The following is a 15,663-nucleotide window of genomic DNA, read 5'->3' on the forward strand; positions in this document are numbered from 1 at the left end:
GAATCGCCTCGTTGGCCAAGGTTTTATCTGTTTCGGCCATACTGTTCGTGTGACGACACCCAGTCTGACGAACTAATGGCTGATGCTAGTGATATCTCTCCAGCCAACACCACAGACGCCACAATTTCTGCAAATTTATACACGCGATCTCGCCCGTAGCAATCCAGTAACTCTAAGCACTCGCGCTGTGTACCTATACCTGTACCACCGCCATACGTCGCTACGATGAGCGATGGAATGGTAATAGACACGTACAGGTCACCGTCGTCTGTTAATTCTGAATACATCATTGCCGCCGACGATTCAGATACGTTTGCAACATCCTGCCCTGTGGCGATAAACATAGCAGTAATACCGTTTGGTGAATGCAGACCCGTGTTATTCACACCAGACAAGAAAGATCCTACGCCAGCTACACGGCCGTGATAATCTATCTGTTTGGGGTCTACGCGCATTACTTCTAATAAATGTTCGCGTTTAATAGTGGCTTCAGCTGTCACCCGTTTACCACGGGTACGCATAATGTTTATTTGAGAGGCCTTTTTGTCTGTAGCAAAGTTAGACTCAAGGTAGAAATTCTCTATCCCCTCATAATGATCGAGTATCCACCCGCATGCTGCGAAGGTAGCACGGCCAACCATGTTTTGACCCGCTGCATCACCGGTCTTAAAGTTAAAACGCAAAAACGCAAATTTGTTCGATAGGAAATGGTCGATATACGTCAGCTTAGCAATACTTGAGGTCGCTTCTGCTTCTTCCTTAATCTTTTCAAAGTTTGCTTTAATCCATTTAACGAAATCTCTGGCACCTCGTGCATTTTCAAAAATAAATACAGGGGCTCGCTGCATAGCATCGTCGACGACCGTTGCCGTTACGCCACCGCTCATGTTAAGCAGCTTCATGCCTCGGTTATACGATGCCACCAGCGTACCTTCGGTAGTCGCTAACGGCACGACAAACTCCCCTTGTGCATGCTCTCCGTTTATCTTCAACGGCCCTGCAATACCGATAGGAACCTGCGCCACGCCAATAAAATGCTCAATATTCCCCTTAAGCGCTTGTGGGTCGATTGAATACTTACCTACGTGATCAATTTTCTTTCCGGTGGCGCTTTCGAAATATTCTTGGCGTGTTTTTATAATACTTTCGCCGTAGTCATCCATGTCGTCACGAGGAATAAAAGCGCTGCGTTGTCCTGGCGCAGTAATATTGTCTTCCACTTCAAATTTAAGCTTTCCAAAAGGCGAAGCAGAAAAGCAAATACCCAGTTTTCGCTTTTCTGGGCACGGCGCTTCATCAATATCTAAATGCACGGTAATGGTTTGACGCAAGCCAAAGGGCTCTCCGTCTGATTTATTTAATGCTTCTACGGAAATAATGGAGTCGGGAGTTAACTGGAGTGAAATTTTATGCTCTGGAATTTTTTCGCCATCAAGAGATATCCACTTTACTTCTTTAATGGTTGCGTCTTTCAATCTGTTTTTCAGAGAAAAAGATAAGCCTTTATCTGTCTTCGTAAGACTTGCGCGTGTATAGAGTTGCTTTAAAAGTATGCTGGGCACAAACATGAGGCTTCCTTCTGTGTGTTCTTACCGTGTTATTTTCATATTCCTTTGTTTTTTATAGCACATTCTTTATACAGTTCTATGACTTCTTTGTATTTTACTGGCAATTATTTGTGACTGAATCACTTCTAAATTTGAGCCAGCCGCTTTCAAAAATGCGCCAACACCAGTGAAACCGTGTGCTACTGAAATATAGACCTTAGCAGTAATTCATCAAGTTCCCAACCCACCTAAAGTGAACACCGTCACCGCAGTAATGTTGACCACAAGGTATCTGGTAGTAACAAAACGGAGGCGTCAAGGACTGTGATGCCAAGGAGAAAAAGCCTAAACGGAAGTGGCGGCCAGATACCTTTAACGTGACCCAAACAAAGTTAGATAAGCACTGCAATGTAAATACGTAAACAAAAAAGGAATGGAGATGAGAACAGGACTGTTTAGAAAGGAAGTCATTGATGAGCAATCAAATGCTGTTGATGGACGTTTTTTAATGACCCCAAAACCTGTTTATTCTGCAATAGCTGGCCTGCTTGTGGTCTGGATTTTGGCAGTGATTATTTATCTAAATACGGGAAGCTACGCACGAAAGGCATCAGTGAGTGGATGGCTGGAACCCAGTCATGGCGTTTTTAAGCTCTATGCCGATGCAAGGCGCGGCAAAGTATTTGATGTATTGGTCAGTGAAGGTCAATTAGTGAGTAAGGGCGCGCCGCTAATTAAGATCAGCTACAGTAGCGATGATGCATCAGGTAATAAAGTTAGCACGCAGTTGCTCGCTGAGCTTGAAGCAAAGCAGCATCGAACACGTCAAAGTATTCAACGTCTTGATGTGTTGCATAGAGCGCAGCGACAAGGCTTAGAAGAGCAACTAAGCCAAGCCAAACGGGCATTAACGGCTTTAGACGCCATCGTTGAATTGTCGCAAACCCAGTGGGCACTAGCACTAAAGCAGTGGGAGAAAGCGCAAACCTTACTTAATCAAGGGCACATTAGCCAAGCAGACTATGAAAACCATACGCTACAAAGATTGACCGCCGAACAACAGCTTACGTTGGCCAAAAAAGACCAAAATGACGAAAAGGCGAATATCGCTGCTCTCCACCATGAACTTGCCACTTTGCCTCAACAGCAGGCCAATGAAATGGCAAACGTGGAGAACACCTTGAGCGATCTCACGCAGCAAATAGTAAGTCACAAGAGTAACGCAGGAGAAACGATTTATGCGCCTCACAATGGCGTGATATCCGGCCTTCAAGTAAAGGCGGGATATACCATCGATAGCTCTCGCCCGCTTCTTACCTTACTGCCTAAAAATGCCGACATTCAAGCGCGTATTGCAGTTCCCGTGCGGTCTGCTGGATTTTTACGCAAAGGCCAAGCCCTGCATATTCGATACGACGCATTTCCTTATCAAAAATTTGGTGTGCAGTCAGGGGAGATAGTGAACATTTCACCTTCGTTGGTGCTACCTGGTGAGCTTACCGACATCCCTATTTCTATTAGTGAACCCGCTTATCTTGTTACTGCAACGCTAAATACAAAAGAAATATTGGCTTATGGAAACAATATTTCACTGAAAGCTGGGATGACATTTTCTGCAGACGTAGATTTAAGTCAGCGTACGTTGATGGAGTGGTTAATGGAACCACTGTATAGCATTACTGGGAAGCTGTAATCATGATGAACATTACACACCCACTTTCAACGCAAATCCTTTATACAAAAAAGCGTGTGCCCGTTGTACTGCAAAGCGAAGCAGCTGAGTGTGGACTTGCTTGTATGACTATGATTGCGCAGTACTATTCTGATAAACGTGATCTAAATGCTCTACGTCAGTCTGTGTCTGTGTCGCTACGAGGCACTACGTTAAAAGACGTAATGCGCATTGCCAGTGATTTGGGTTTCCAAACCCGCGCCATCAAGATAGAAATGGAGCACTTGGCGCAATTATCTTGCCCTGCAATTCTACATTGGAACATGAATCACTTTGTTGTGTTAACTAAAGTGAAGGGAAAAACCCTTACCATTCACGACCCCGCGCTTGGAGAAAGAAAACTCACTTATTCTGAGGCGTCGAAGTACATTACCGGTATTGCACTTGAGGTCACGCCTAGCGACAAATTTAGTCCCAAGAAGTCCGCGCCACGTTTGGGTCTTAGTCAATTCTTCACTCGAACAACAGGGTTTAAGCGCAATCTTCTAACCCTTTTCGCGTTATCGATTGTGTTGCAGTTATTTGCACTTGCTTCACCCTATTACATGCAAACAGTCGTAGATGATGTATTGATTTACAACAACGATGCATTACTGAAAGCGCTGGCAATAGGGTTTGCCCTGCTACTAATAATAGAAACTTTTACTAGCGGGATAAGAAAGTTCGTTATTCTGTCGGTGTCGTCTCGCCTTCAGCTTCAAATGTCGGCGTCGGTATTTAAGCACTTATTATCGCTTCCCTTGGACTACTTCGACAAGCGACATATTGGCGATGTGGTATCCCGCTTTGGCTCACTGGCAAGTATTCGTGAGTTCCTAACCACCGGCCTGGTTACTGCGCTGTTAGACGGCCTCATGGCAGTGATCACACTAGCAGTAATGATTTTATATTCGCCCAAACTCACTCTGGTTGTAGTGGCGATCATGCTTGCCTACCTCGCCGTTCGTCTTGGACTGCTGCCGTTTATTAAACGTCTTACCACTGAACGCATTGCGCTTGCAGCATTAGAACAAAGTCACTTTATGGAAAGCGTACGCGCTATCCTACCTATTCGCGTATACAGCCAAGAAGTACAGCGCCACGGGCAGTGGCAAAACAAGCTTGTCGCCACGCTAAACAAAGACATCACTCTTGGAAAGATCAACATAGGCAGCGCACTGACCAATCAGCTATTGTTTGGCGCTGAAAATTTGGTCGTTGTGTATATTGGTGCCAGCCTGGTTATGGAAGGAACCCTTTCGATAGGGATGCTGCTGGCATTTATGGCGTACAAAGCTCGCTTTGTCAGCGCATTAGATGGCGTAGTTAACAAGCTGATTGAGCTTAGTATGTTAGGTGTTCATTTCAACCGCTTAAGCGACATTTTACTCACACCATCACAGCAGAAGCCTCTGTCGTTAAAAACTAAGGACGATACATTTGAAAAACAAAACGTTCATTTTAGTAATGCAGACGTCCCCAACTCATCCACGTCCAACTCACTTGCACCTAACGTTTTAACGCCTGATGGCGCAAGTACGCCCTCGCTTCTTGATGCCAAAACTCGCCCTGTAGCGCTTAAAGCGACGGCGCTCAGTTATCGTTACAGTGAGACCAATGCGTGGGTGTTTAAAAATCTAATGTTCTCGGTACATAGCGGAGAGATCGTCGCAATCACAGGCGATAGCGGCTGTGGAAAAAGCACAATGCTTAAGTGCCTGATGGGACTGTACCCTGTTTCAGAAGGCAATATTGAACACCCAAGCTCTACAAACCCAGTCATCGCGTCAGTGCTTCAGGAGGATACCTGTTTAAGCGGCACCATCGCGCAAAATATCTGTTGTTTTGAAGAAGCTCCCGACCTCAAGAAAATGGTTTACGTCGCTCAGCTTGCCTGTATCCATGAAGACATCATGCAGATGCCTATGCAATACCACTCCTTGGTCGGTGATATGGGTAGCAGCTTAAGTGGTGGTCAAAAACAGCGTCTGCTTCTTGCAAGAGCGCTTTACCAAGAGCCAGACATTTTATTTTTAGACGAAGCAAGCAGTCACCTAGATATGGAAAACGAGGCTCAGATAAATCATCACCTTAAGTCTCTAAATATGACGCGAATTATTGTGGCACATCGCCCTCAATCAATTGCCATGGCAGACAAGGTTTATCGTCTGGAAAACGGCAACTTACATCTATGCCCTCCCACTGAAGTAACAGGAAGCGCAACATCAGGTAAACACGGAGAAACACTATGAAAACACATGAAATCAGAGAACCCGCAGTATTAATGACAGCAGCTGAACGCATGCAAATAGATGCGAACGGCATTACCGCTCGGAACAGCGTTATCCCCATTGACTGTTTATCAAAACGCGAACTACAAGTTGCACACAAAATAATGGAAGGACGCTCAAATAAGGTTATTGCCTCAGAGCTATTCATTAGTGAAAGGACCGTCAAATTTCACTGCGCCAACATTTACAAAAAGCTCAACATTAGCAACCGTTCTGTGCTTATTGCCTGCTGTTTTAGAACCCTTTACCAAGAAGTGGCTTCGCTGTAAGCGTGTCCACTTCATTACTCACCACGCCACTACAAGGAGCGTACATTATGAAAAACCATCCATTAACTCAGAACCAACCAGCAAATTCTAAGCTTGCTACCGTTGCTGAATCTCAGCTATTTGAGGTATCCGGCGGAATACGAGCTCGCCTAAGTGAAAGTGTGCCGGTAGTCGGTCCAACACCTAAAGAGCCCGTTTACATAACCATGGCTATTGGTGAAGGCGGTGGCAAACTACCTGATATTTTGTCGTAACTTACTGCCAATCAAAGTCAACACATGGATACGGTTTAGACAGTATCCCATGTGTTGCTTTAAGGGCTACTAGATTCTATGAACACTTAAAACGATAGCAAGGAACGCAAATGCACGTCGCACTACTAGGCAGTGAACAAGACCCACAAATTCAACATATAGCCAAAGCACTTAACCAAAATAACACGCCCTTTTATTTCGCCAATACGCAACATTTTGGTTCTACGTGGAAGATCAGCTACGACCCTGACTTCGATGACGGGCTAATTCATTTCAATTCGCCTTCACTTTGCGACCAACCTAGAGTCACGTTCTCGGATACCCAGGCCGCTTATTGGCATGAGTACCTACCTGGCATACCGCTAAAAGCCCCTAGTGATAATGCTAAAAACGATGCCAGTGCAGATGCTCAAACACAAGGTGATAGACCTCATGATGGTGAATCTACTTTGCTAGAAAACGCAGGGTGGGTTGAGCAAGAGCGAGCAAGTACGCTACTTTGCTGGTTCAGCTTTAGCGACATTAAATGGGTGAACTCTATCGACGCTGTTAGAAGCCACCAGTGTAAACCTTATCAATCGCGTATTGCTGGCAAACTAGGAGCACATATCCCCTACACCTTTGTTGGCAATGCACCCGAGGTTGCTTCGCAGTTTTGTAGCAATATGCGAGACGTTATTTACAAGCCCGTACGCGGCGGTCGAACCGCGCAGTTTGTGAATAAACAACCAAACATGCGCCCACTACTTAATACGCTTTTAGGTGAGCGCCCTGTTACCTTTCAAAAATATATTGCAGGCGTGAATGTAAGAAGCTATGTGCTGGGCAATGACGTACTCAGCGTACAAATCGACTCAAGTGAATTAGATTACAGGAATGACGACAATGCGAGCGTATCGGTGACCCTAGTCCCCAGCGACGTTAAGCAGTTAGCTATCAAAATATGCAAAGCATTAGGTATGCACTGGTGTGCTATCGACTGGCGTAAAAGTGCGAAAGGAAAGTACTTTTTTCTAGAGGCAAACCCCAGCCCTTACTTCCTAAAAGTAGAGAACGATACCGGTCTAGATATAACAGAAAAATTGGTAGCACTGCTGTGAAGACTTCGTAGTAGCAAGCAGGACGTTTAGAGGCTAATTGGGTTTCCAAAACAAATTTGCGATTGTTTAGAAGCCTTTACGCAATCATTGACAACACCCCAACAACCTATCAATATGATAGGATGAATTTCAAAAGGCATTCATGGCTAATCACAATCCCCAAGGAATTAATGAATTCCCTCTTACAGAGGAAACTGCCAGAAAAATAATGAATGACCTCGCAGAAAACTATACTAACCGGATTCGGTGGACTAAACATGTTAAACAGCGCATGCATGAGCGAGGAATCACTACAGGTCAGGTGATCACTTTATTAAAAAGTAAGCACTCAGTATTTAGAGAGGGGCCATATCTTGATATTTCTGGAGACTGGAAATTTAATTTGAAAGGTTTAGCTGCGGGCAAAGTTATCGAACTCACTGTTGCACTTAAAAATCATCATGATAGTCCAATGTCATTTCTAATTACTGTATGGATAAGTTGAGAGGGTAAAATGTACCATTACACTGAAAGCGGGTTATCAAATGTATACCTGAAAAACGGTGTTACCGTTGAAGTTGTAGACGGTGAAGAATATACAAGCATTGACGATATGAACGGTCTTCATAGTGCGATAGCACAGACAATTGTTAATACCAACAAGCCTCTTGCTCATGATGAGTTTAAATTCTTACGTGTAGAACTAAATGTTTCTCAAAAAATGCTGGCGAATCGTTTTGGTGTTGATGAACAGACCATTGCGCGTTATGAGAAAGGTCAAACAAAAATTCCACGGACAACAGATGCTGCCTTAAGAGCCTTATACATGGAAAGCCAAGAGAAGAATAATCCCGTAAGTTACTTTCTTGATTTACTAGCAAATACCCAAGCGGAAGAAGCTGCAAAAATAATTCGTCTTGAAGAAGTCGAAGACCATTGGGAAAAAGTAGAATGGTAAAAAAGCCGACTTAACGTCGGCTTTTTAATTCTTGTTCATGTAGAAGGGTTAGTTGAACATATCAACTAACGGGGAAACTTCTACTTAGCGCTAAATTACAAGATAAAGCGCGACAGATCTTCGTTATCTACCAAGGTCTCTAAGTGGCTGTTAACGTAGTCTGCATCAATCACGAACGACTCACCGCTCTTTTCAGAGGCGTCAAACGAGATATCTTCCATAAGGCGCTCTAGCACGGTGTGCAAACGGCGGGCACCAATGTTTTCAGTGCGCTCATTCACCTGCCATGCCGCTTCGGCTATACGCTGTATACCAGAATCGTCGAAACTAATATCCACGCCTTCGGTCTTCATTAGCGCAATGTACTGGTGAGTTAATGACGCATTCGGCTCGGTAAGAATGCGCTTGAAGTCACCGACTTTAAGCGCAGATAGCTCAACGCGAATTGGAAGACGACCCTGAAGCTCTGGAATAAGGTCAGACGGCTTGCTCATTTGGAATGCGCCCGAAGCGATAAACAAGATATGGTCAGTTTTAACCATGCCGTGTTTTGTCGATACCGTTGAACCTTCCACAAGTGGAAGTAGGTCACGCTGAACACCTTCGCGAGATACATCAGCCGACGAGTTACCCTCGCGCTTACAAATTTTGTCAATTTCGTCGATAAACACAATACCGTGCTGTTCTACCGACTCAATGGCCTTTTCCTTTAAATCTTCTTGATTCACAAGGCGTGCAGCCTCTTCTTCAATTAGTAATTTGAACGCTTCTTTAATTTTCAGCTTCTTCTTTTTCTTTTGCGAACCCGACAAGTTCTGGAACATGCCTTGAAGCTGATTGGTCATTTCTTCCATACCTGGAGGCGCCATAATTTCTACGCCAACCTGCGGAAGTGCTACGTCAATTTCAATTTCTTTGTCGTCTAGGTCGCCTTGACGAAGCTTTTTGCGAAATGCTTGGCGCGTGCCGCGATCTTCAACGTTTTCCTTATTACCCCATGCATCTTCTGGTGGAGGCAGCAAAACATCTAAAATGCGCTCTTCCGCAGCTTCTTCTGCGCGGAATTTCACCTTTTTCATTTCATTTTCTTTCGTCATCTTCACCGCAATATCAGCAAGATCACGAATGATGGTCTCAACTTCTTTACCTACATAGCCCACTTCAGTGAACTTAGTCGCTTCAACTTTAATGAACGGCGCGTTAGCAAGTTTTGCTAAACGGCGGGCTATTTCAGTTTTACCCACACCCGTAGGGCCAATCATCAAAATATTTTTTGGCGTAACTTCTTGGCGCAGCTCAGGTTCAAGCTGCATACGACGCCAGCGATTTCGAAGTGCAATAGATACAGCGCGCTTGGCATCTTGTTGACCAATAATATGTCGGTCTAACTCGTGAACAATTTCTCTTGGTGTCATTTCAGACATGAATAAACCCTTTTCTAACAGCGCTTGCTGTACTCAAATTCATACGAGCGACAGCAAGCCGATAACAGCACTCAGCTATTACTTAGTAATCTAGTACATCAACCGTTTGGCTATGGTTAGTGAATACGCAAATATCACCCGCTATGGTCAACGCTTTTTCGGCAATTTCTTTTGCGCTTAGCTCTGTATTTTCAAGTAGTGCAGTAGCTGCGGCTTGAGCGTAGTTACCACCAGAGCCAATCGCGATAAGATCTTGTTCTGGCTGCACCACATCACCGTTACCGGTAATAATAAACGATGCGGTTTCGTCTGCTACGGCAAGCAGCGCTTCTAGCTTGCGAAGCGCCCTGTCAGTTCGCCAGTCTTTAGCAAGCTCTACTGCCGCTTTGGTCAAATGGCCTTGGTGGGCTTCAAGCTTTGCTTCAAAGCGCTCAAACAGCGTAAATGCGTCGGCCGTGCCACCAGCAAAGCCCGCTAAAATCTTGTCGTGGTATAAACGGCGCACTTTGCGCGCATTACCTTTCATTACGGTATTGCCCAGTGATACCTGTCCGTCACCGGCCATTACCACTTGATTCCCACGTCGTACAGATACAATCGTTGTCACGTTAATTCCCCGTTTGGCTGGGCGCTGCTGCGTTTTTCGTCTAGCAAAGGCAGCAGCGTTCAAATTCAATAACAAATAAGTGGGGGAAGGCTTTTTAATTTCAAGGGTAATACAAAAGAATGTGCGCTCTGAGCTGCCTACTATATGGGCTTAGCGTGTTCGCTAGTGTATTGAATACACCATTTATTGAGTGCATACTCTCGCCAACACACTCTATGGCCAAGTGAAATAATGCCTAGGTGATAGAGCACAGATAAAGTAGCAACAATGAAGACGCTACATAATGGTTTTAAAGGAGTGGTAGTGAAGTATCAGGGAAGAATTCAACAGTGGGACGATGCTAAAGGTTATGGTTTTGTAGAGCCTAACGGTGGAGGCACGCGCGCGTTTACTCATATCAAAGCGTTTAAACAACGCTCTAGGCGCCCGGTTAATGGCGACATTATTGTTTATGAAGTTGAGCAGGATAGAAATGGTAATCACCGCGCCTGCAACATCAGCTTACTCAAGGATCACAAAGCAAAACGTTTACGCGCCAATAAGCCAACCTCGCAAAGAAAACGTAATGTTATCGTACTGAGTATTTTCTCCGGTGCACTTGCGTTATTTACATTGTCAGGTCGGCTACCGTTTATAGTACCTATCGTTTATGGCGCGGTAAGTTTGCTTACCATACTGTTTTACGGCATAGACAAATCGGCTGCAAAAAAGGAAAAACGGCGAGTTTCAGAGGCAAAACTGCATATATTAAGCTTATTGGGAGGTTGGCCTGGTGCATTGCTAGCCCAACAGATTTTTAAACATAAGCGTAGTAAATCGTCATTTATGAGGGTTTATTGGGTAACGGTTTTGGTTAATCTCATTTTGCTTGGGCTAATTGCATTTGAAGTGATTAGTACGCAGGCATTCATGGTTGAAATTTAGCGAAATCGATACCCTTCAATGTCAAAACCAAAACCACTTTCGGAGCCCTTAACATACACCCATCCTTTATTTGGTAAGCGTTTGTGCTCACTTTGATTTAAGCATAATCGCCCATCTGACAAGGTACCGCTCTCTTTTAACAACAGTGAGTGTCGACAGTGTTTAGAGCCGCTGCCTTTTTCATAAGCAAATTTCAGTTCCGTTTCTTGTTTTCCGGACGCCAAGTGAAGCGTGTAGGGCAATGCCCTATCAATAAAATTCCAAGTAAAAATAAGCCCCAAAAACGGCATGGTGAAAATTGTTACTTTTCCACGCCAATCTTTCATCACAAATTGCGCTTGTCGTTTATCGATGGAAATAGACAGGTAATAAAAGGCACAATAAACAAAAGTAAATAAAACAATGGCCCATGTTGAATTATTTAGCCATGCGTTAATCACGATAAAGTTGGTGAATGCCGATACAATCAAAGCGCCAATGAGTACTAAAAAAGCGCCGTTACTGATACGTGTTATTGGATGAAGCTCAGACCACTTAGGTCGAGTAAAATGCTCATCTTGATGCGCGCTATCCGTATCATTCTCAGGTGGCAGCGTTGCCCGCTTTGCAGCGAGCTCATTTTTTGCTGCCTGATAGCGTTCTGGAAAGGCCTGCTTATCAATATTTTCCAGAACGTCCTCAAGCTCTTCTACGCTATAAGCGGCGTAATTTGGTTGTTCGGTGATGGCAATACTCATTGATACTTCCTTGTAAACGCATCCTTTCTCTACGCGCTATTTCAGCGCCGTATGCACCGCATTAAGTGTTACCTAAAATAAACTGCTACAAATTCCAGTACCAAATTTGGCATGTCGCAATGTTCACTTTACGCAGACTGTGCTTGGCTTTTTCTGCATCACGCTTAGACTCGTAAGGGCCCAGAATAACGCGGAACCAATCGCCGTTGCTGCCAGTGCTGTGTCTGATAAGCGCCTCTAAACCTTGGAATGCAATTTTGGCTTTCATCTCTTCAGCCTGCGCGCGGGTTCTAAACGAGGCGCACTGCATTAAATAGCGTTTGTCAGATTTTTCTTGCTCTTTGACCTCAACTTCTACTTCATATCCTGGAAGGGTCTTAATGTACTCCCATTCTTCTTCAGGAAGCTCAGGTAACGTCTCTTCTGTAGGAGCCACAGGTCGTGAAGCTTGTGTATCCACGTCGTCTTCTACATTGTCTTTTATTGACCACAAAAATGCACCAAAGCCAATCACCAATGCGAATACGCCAACAAGGCGCACAATAGGAAGTTTTCCAGAAACCGGGGCGTTAGATTGCGCATTTGATTGTGCGCTTCTGGCTGGTTTTCTACCTTTACCAGCAGGCTTCTTTTTTTGAGGAGAGCGTCCACGAGAGACATAATCGCGTTGAGCCATAGTCGGCAATATTCCTACTTGTTATCGTTGTTTGTATGCGTAAGAAAACGTCATATACCAAATCTTTATGAAGCAGCAGCTTTCCTGCACTTCAATCCTGCAGAAATTTTAACGTATTGCTACCCAACAAGCTAACTGAAATCGGTAGGATCAATATCTATCGACCACCTTACCTTCATTGCCTGTGGCAACGCCTGTAAAAATGGCAGCGCCAAACGCAGCGCATTGTGAAGCGGCGCACGCTTTTCATGGCTGCATACCAGCATAAACCGAAACCTGCCTTGCCGCTTTTCAATCAAACAAGGAAACGGGCCATTTAGCTCAATTGCATGCTGCTGGAGAAATACTTGCTTACTGTCTTGTAAAAAGCGATAGGCCAAACTGCTGTCGGTCGCTTCTGCGCGAATGACAAACTGGCTAATAAAAGGGGGAAGCCCTGCCGCTTTTCGCTCCATTAAAGCGTGTCTGGCGAAATGCCCATAGCCGTTATGTACTAAATCTTGTAGCAAAGGATGGTGGGGATTGTGAGTTTGCAGCCACATCTCACCAGGTTTACTGGCGCGCCCTGCTCTTCCTGCAAGCTGAGTTACAAGCTGAGCGAGCTTTTCTGGTGCTCTAAAATCGGCACTAAAAAGTGCGCCATCACAATCTAGCACCGCCACTAAGGTTACATGCGGGAAATGATGACCTTTTGATAGTATTTGGGTACCGACCAAAAGCTGGTACTCTTGGCGGTTTATTGCATCCAGTGTTTGGTGCAGTTTATCTTTGCCCCGCACGGTATCGCTGTCTATTCGTACCTGTTTAACACCGGGAAATAAACTTGCAAGCCCTTGCTCGACTTGCTCGGTCCCTGTGCCCGCCGTAACTAATTCATTGTGATGGCACGCTTCGCAGTTTGATGGCATTGAGCGCATGCCGCCGCAGTGATGACACTGTAAACGGTTCTGCGCTTTATGCACCGTATACGGGCGGTCACAACGCTTACACATGACGGTTTCGCCGCAGTGATGGCAAAGCAGCGCTGGCGCATAGCCTCTGCGATTCACAAACACCAATACCTGATTTCCCGCGTTGATATGCTGGCGCATTATCGTTAGCAAGCCTTGCGAAATACCGTAGTGAATGGGTTGGTCACGCGCGTCCAACACACGCTGATGCGTGCTTTTCGCACCTCCCGCTCGCTTAGTTAACTGCAAATGGGCATAGCGACCGCTTAGCGCATTATTAAGTGTTTCGAGTGCGGGCGTGGCGCTGCCTAATAAAAGAGGAATATTGTGCTGCTTAGCCCGCATGGCTGCTAGGTCACGGGCGTGATAGCGAAGCCCATCTTGTTGTTTAAAAGACTCGTCGTGCTCTTCATCCACAATCAGCATGCCGGGGTTGTGCAGCGGAGTGAAAATAGCTGAACGGGTACCGATGATTATCCCGAGTTCACCAGCTCTTGCTCGCTGCCACACCTGTAGCCGTTCTTTATCAGAAAGCTGAGAGTGTAAAACGCCCACTGCAATACCAAAGCGCTTTTCAAAGCGTGACACCGTTTGCGGCGTCAGCCCAATTTCTGGCACAAGTATAAGCACTTGTTTTCCGTCGCACAGTAAGGGTTCGATGGCTTGAAGGTACACTTCCGTTTTACCGCTACCGGTAACTCCTTCAAGCAAACTTACAGCGAAATTGCCCTGCTGACGATTAAGTGCGGCAATGGCAACCGACTGCTCAGTATCTGGAATTGGCTTTTCAGACACCGATAACGAGGCAAGCCAACTGCCTGACTTAAATTCAGGCGCGACTTCTTCAATGCTTATCAATGACTTTTCGACGAGCGCTTTGACCGCAGGTGCGCCATACTGCTTGCGCGCTTGGGATGCTAATAAGGCACCACCAGCCATTGCAGTAAAACAGGCTTGTTGTTTAGGCGCCCGCGATAACGTGTCTGCAGTCGTTTGCTTACCTTCTTCGGTAAGCATTAACATGTCTTGGGGTGTTGGCGCTGCTGACTCGCCTTTGCGTAATAAGACAGGCAGCATGGCGTGTAGCACTTCACCCGGCGCATGATGATAGTACTGCCACAGCCATTGGGCCATTTTCAACAACACCCCATCTATAATAGGGCTATCGTCCAGTACCGACTCAATAGCTTTTAGCTTATTGGAGTTTTCAATGTCGCTTTCAGTTTTGTGTAGGGTTTCAACAACTACGCCCACAAGTTTGCGCGGACCGAAAGGCACAACCACTCTTACACCCGCACTTAGCGCGTTTCCGTGGGTATACGTGAAAAGTTGGCGCAGTGGCACTGGCACGGCAACTTGGATAAAGGCCATTGCGAAGGTTCTACCTTATTTGACGATTGTTACAGCGCGTAATGCGCTTACTAAGCTTCTTATGTTGAAACTAATTATACTGAGGCTTCTTGCAGACCTATACGTTACAGCAATTTACGCTGCTAACAGCTAGCTACACATTTTGCTATTAGCGCATGATTTTGCTACTAGAGCTATGGCCTAGCATTGAAACACAAATATTTAAACATACTTTACAGGCAAGCATAAAAGGAATGTTTTTAGTTTGGCCTTTTTATACGGCTGCCTTGTCTAGTTCTCTTGTTTAGCATTTGGCCAAAAACCGCTTGATCAAGGCCCTGCCATCCTTTATTATGCGCCGCTCTTTTGCGATAGGCTGTTCTTTGAACGACTTATCATTTGAATTAAGTAACGTATGGTGTGCGACTTCGGGTTGTATAGCGATACGGCCTTATTATGTGAGGTAACCCAATGAAACAAGATATCCACCCAAAATACGAAGCAATCACAGCAACTTGCTCATGTGGTAACGTAATGAACATTCGCTCTACGCTTGGTAAAGACATCAACCTAGACGTATGTTCTTCATGTCACCCATTCTACACTGGTAAGCAACGTAACGTTGACACTGGTGGTCGTGTTGATCGCTTCAAGAAGCGTTTCGGTGCATTGGGCAAAAAGTAAGCCTGATATCGAGTTCGAAAAAAGCGCCTTTATGGCGCTTTTTTATTGCTTAAAATTCACGCTTCACACAAACATGGTGTGCCAAACAGCGCTTTACCGCCGTTATCCTACGTCAGGCCAGTACCTAGCCAGTTTAACAAGCCCTGCAACTCGCCTTTTTGAAAAACGTTTTTAGCTTAATTTACAATATTCAGTGTGACCT

At 45.2% G+C, this 15,663-nt stretch carries 15 protein-coding genes; 9 read left to right on the plus strand and 6 right to left on the minus strand.

Translation table 11 applies throughout. The annotated features are described in order from the left end of the window. Positions 1-23: 23 nt before the first annotated feature. Complete coding sequence (locus ACFI6L_RS04795) at positions 24-1,568, minus strand: hydroxymethylglutaryl-CoA reductase (protein ID WP_252119244.1); 1,545 nt, start codon at positions 1,566-1,568, stop codon at positions 24-26. Positions 1,569-1,986: 418 nt separating this feature from the next. On the opposite strand from ACFI6L_RS04795, the gene ACFI6L_RS04800 reads away from it, so the two are divergent. From ACFI6L_RS04800 to ACFI6L_RS04830, 7 genes are all read left to right on the plus strand, one after another. Then, the gene (locus ACFI6L_RS04800; protein WP_338852467.1) at positions 1,987-3,240 is read left to right on the plus strand and encodes an HlyD family secretion protein; all 1,254 of its coding nucleotides are present in this window, start codon (positions 1,987-1,989) and stop codon (positions 3,238-3,240) included. 2 nt (positions 3,241-3,242) lie between these two features. Continuing rightward, positions 3,243-5,510, plus strand: a complete 2,268-nt coding sequence (locus ACFI6L_RS04805; protein ID WP_423089128.1) for a peptidase domain-containing ABC transporter — start codon at positions 3,243-3,245, stop codon at positions 5,508-5,510. Further along, positions 5,507-5,818 carry a helix-turn-helix domain-containing protein gene (locus tag ACFI6L_RS04810; protein ID WP_014950963.1) on the plus strand — a complete coding sequence of 104 codons (312 nt, stop codon included), beginning with the start codon at positions 5,507-5,509 and terminating at the stop codon, positions 5,816-5,818. The genes ACFI6L_RS04805 and ACFI6L_RS04810 overlap by 4 nt, the downstream gene beginning before the upstream one ends. 47 nt (positions 5,819-5,865) lie before the next feature. Further along, the gene (locus ACFI6L_RS04815; protein WP_462573534.1) at positions 5,866-6,072 is read left to right on the plus strand and encodes a hypothetical protein; all 207 of its coding nucleotides are present in this window, start codon (positions 5,866-5,868) and stop codon (positions 6,070-6,072) included. 110 nt (positions 6,073-6,182) lie between these two features. Continuing rightward, positions 6,183-7,172 carry an ATP-grasp domain-containing protein gene (locus ACFI6L_RS04820; RefSeq protein WP_462573535.1) on the plus strand — a complete coding sequence of 330 codons (990 nt, stop codon included), beginning with the start codon at positions 6,183-6,185 and terminating at the stop codon, positions 7,170-7,172. 142 nt (positions 7,173-7,314) lie between these two features. Further along, on the plus strand, positions 7,315-7,656 hold the full coding sequence (locus tag ACFI6L_RS04825; RefSeq protein WP_456251821.1) for a DUF4258 domain-containing protein: 342 nt from the start codon (positions 7,315-7,317) through the stop codon (positions 7,654-7,656). Positions 7,657-7,665: 9 nt separating this feature from the next. Beyond that, positions 7,666-8,109: a helix-turn-helix domain-containing protein gene (locus tag ACFI6L_RS04830; protein ID WP_014950967.1), complete on the plus strand. Its 444-nt coding sequence runs from the start codon at positions 7,666-7,668 to the stop codon at positions 8,107-8,109. 95 nt (positions 8,110-8,204) lie between these two features. On the opposite strand, the gene hslU is transcribed toward ACFI6L_RS04830, so the two are convergent. After that, positions 8,205-9,533 (minus strand): HslU--HslV peptidase ATPase subunit, encoded by a 1,329-nt coding sequence (gene hslU / locus ACFI6L_RS04835; protein WP_014950968.1) that lies wholly within the window; start codon positions 9,531-9,533, stop codon positions 8,205-8,207. An 82-nt stretch (positions 9,534-9,615) separates the two neighbouring features. Continuing rightward, positions 9,616-10,140 (minus strand): ATP-dependent protease subunit HslV, encoded by a 525-nt coding sequence (hslV, locus tag ACFI6L_RS04840; protein WP_014950969.1) that lies wholly within the window; start codon positions 10,138-10,140, stop codon positions 9,616-9,618. A 303-nt stretch (positions 10,141-10,443) separates the two neighbouring features. On the opposite strand from hslV, the gene ACFI6L_RS04845 reads away from it, so the two are divergent. Continuing rightward, positions 10,444-11,064 carry a DUF1294 domain-containing protein gene (locus tag ACFI6L_RS04845; RefSeq protein WP_239301100.1) on the plus strand — a complete coding sequence of 207 codons (621 nt, stop codon included), beginning with the start codon at positions 10,444-10,446 and terminating at the stop codon, positions 11,062-11,064. On the opposite strand, the gene ACFI6L_RS04850 is transcribed toward ACFI6L_RS04845, so the two are convergent. The 3 genes from ACFI6L_RS04850 to priA form a co-directional block, all read right to left on the minus strand. After that, on the minus strand, positions 11,061-11,801 hold the full coding sequence (locus ACFI6L_RS04850; protein WP_069945070.1) for a hypothetical protein: 741 nt from the start codon (positions 11,799-11,801) through the stop codon (positions 11,061-11,063). The genes ACFI6L_RS04845 and ACFI6L_RS04850 overlap by 4 nt on opposite strands. An 85-nt stretch (positions 11,802-11,886) precedes the next feature. Further along, the gene (locus tag ACFI6L_RS04855) at positions 11,887-12,477 is read right to left on the minus strand and encodes a cbb3-type cytochrome oxidase assembly protein (protein WP_014977575.1); all 591 of its coding nucleotides are present in this window, start codon (positions 12,475-12,477) and stop codon (positions 11,887-11,889) included. A gap of 131 nt (positions 12,478-12,608) precedes the next feature. Then, the gene (gene priA, locus ACFI6L_RS04860; RefSeq protein ID WP_462573536.1) at positions 12,609-14,798 is read right to left on the minus strand and encodes a primosomal protein N'; all 2,190 of its coding nucleotides are present in this window, start codon (positions 14,796-14,798) and stop codon (positions 12,609-12,611) included. A gap of 450 nt (positions 14,799-15,248) precedes the next feature. Here priA and rpmE point away from each other — a divergent pair, with 450 nt between their 5' ends. Beyond that, the gene (gene rpmE, locus ACFI6L_RS04865) at positions 15,249-15,461 is read left to right on the plus strand and encodes a 50S ribosomal protein L31 (RefSeq protein ID WP_014977577.1); all 213 of its coding nucleotides are present in this window, start codon (positions 15,249-15,251) and stop codon (positions 15,459-15,461) included. Positions 15,462-15,663: the final 202 nt, after the last annotated feature.

It is taken from the genome of Alteromonas sp. G4i35 (genome assembly GCF_054960375.1).

Bases quoted from the DNA above. Each gene is read 5' to 3' on its own strand.
- ACFI6L_RS04795 (WP_252119244.1), bottom strand. From the start codon at position 1,568: ATGTTTGTGCCCAGCATACTTTTAAAGCAACTCTATACACGCGCAAGT.
- ACFI6L_RS04800 (WP_338852467.1), top strand. From the start codon at position 1,987: ATGAGAACAGGACTGTTTAGAAAGGAAGTCATTGATGAGCAATCAAAT.
- ACFI6L_RS04805 (WP_423089128.1), top strand. From the start codon at position 3,243: ATGATGAACATTACACACCCACTTTCAACGCAAATCCTTTATACAAAA.
- ACFI6L_RS04810 (WP_014950963.1), top strand. From the start codon at position 5,507: ATGAAAACACATGAAATCAGAGAACCCGCAGTATTAATGACAGCAGCT.
- ACFI6L_RS04815 (WP_462573534.1), top strand. From the start codon at position 5,866: ATGAAAAACCATCCATTAACTCAGAACCAACCAGCAAATTCTAAGCTT.
- ACFI6L_RS04820 (WP_462573535.1), top strand. From the start codon at position 6,183: ATGCACGTCGCACTACTAGGCAGTGAACAAGACCCACAAATTCAACAT.
- ACFI6L_RS04825 (WP_456251821.1), top strand. From the start codon at position 7,315: ATGGCTAATCACAATCCCCAAGGAATTAATGAATTCCCTCTTACAGAG.
- ACFI6L_RS04830 (WP_014950967.1), top strand. From the start codon at position 7,666: ATGTACCATTACACTGAAAGCGGGTTATCAAATGTATACCTGAAAAAC.
- hslU (WP_014950968.1), bottom strand. From the start codon at position 9,533: ATGTCTGAAATGACACCAAGAGAAATTGTTCACGAGTTAGACCGACAT.
- ACFI6L_RS04850 (WP_069945070.1), bottom strand. From the start codon at position 11,801: ATGAGTATTGCCATCACCGAACAACCAAATTACGCCGCTTATAGCGTA.
- ACFI6L_RS04855 (WP_014977575.1), bottom strand. From the start codon at position 12,477: ATGGCTCAACGCGATTATGTCTCTCGTGGACGCTCTCCTCAAAAAAAG.
- priA (WP_462573536.1), bottom strand. From the start codon at position 14,798: ATGGCCTTTATCCAAGTTGCCGTGCCAGTGCCACTGCGCCAACTTTTC.
- rpmE (WP_014977577.1), top strand. From the start codon at position 15,249: ATGAAACAAGATATCCACCCAAAATACGAAGCAATCACAGCAACTTGC.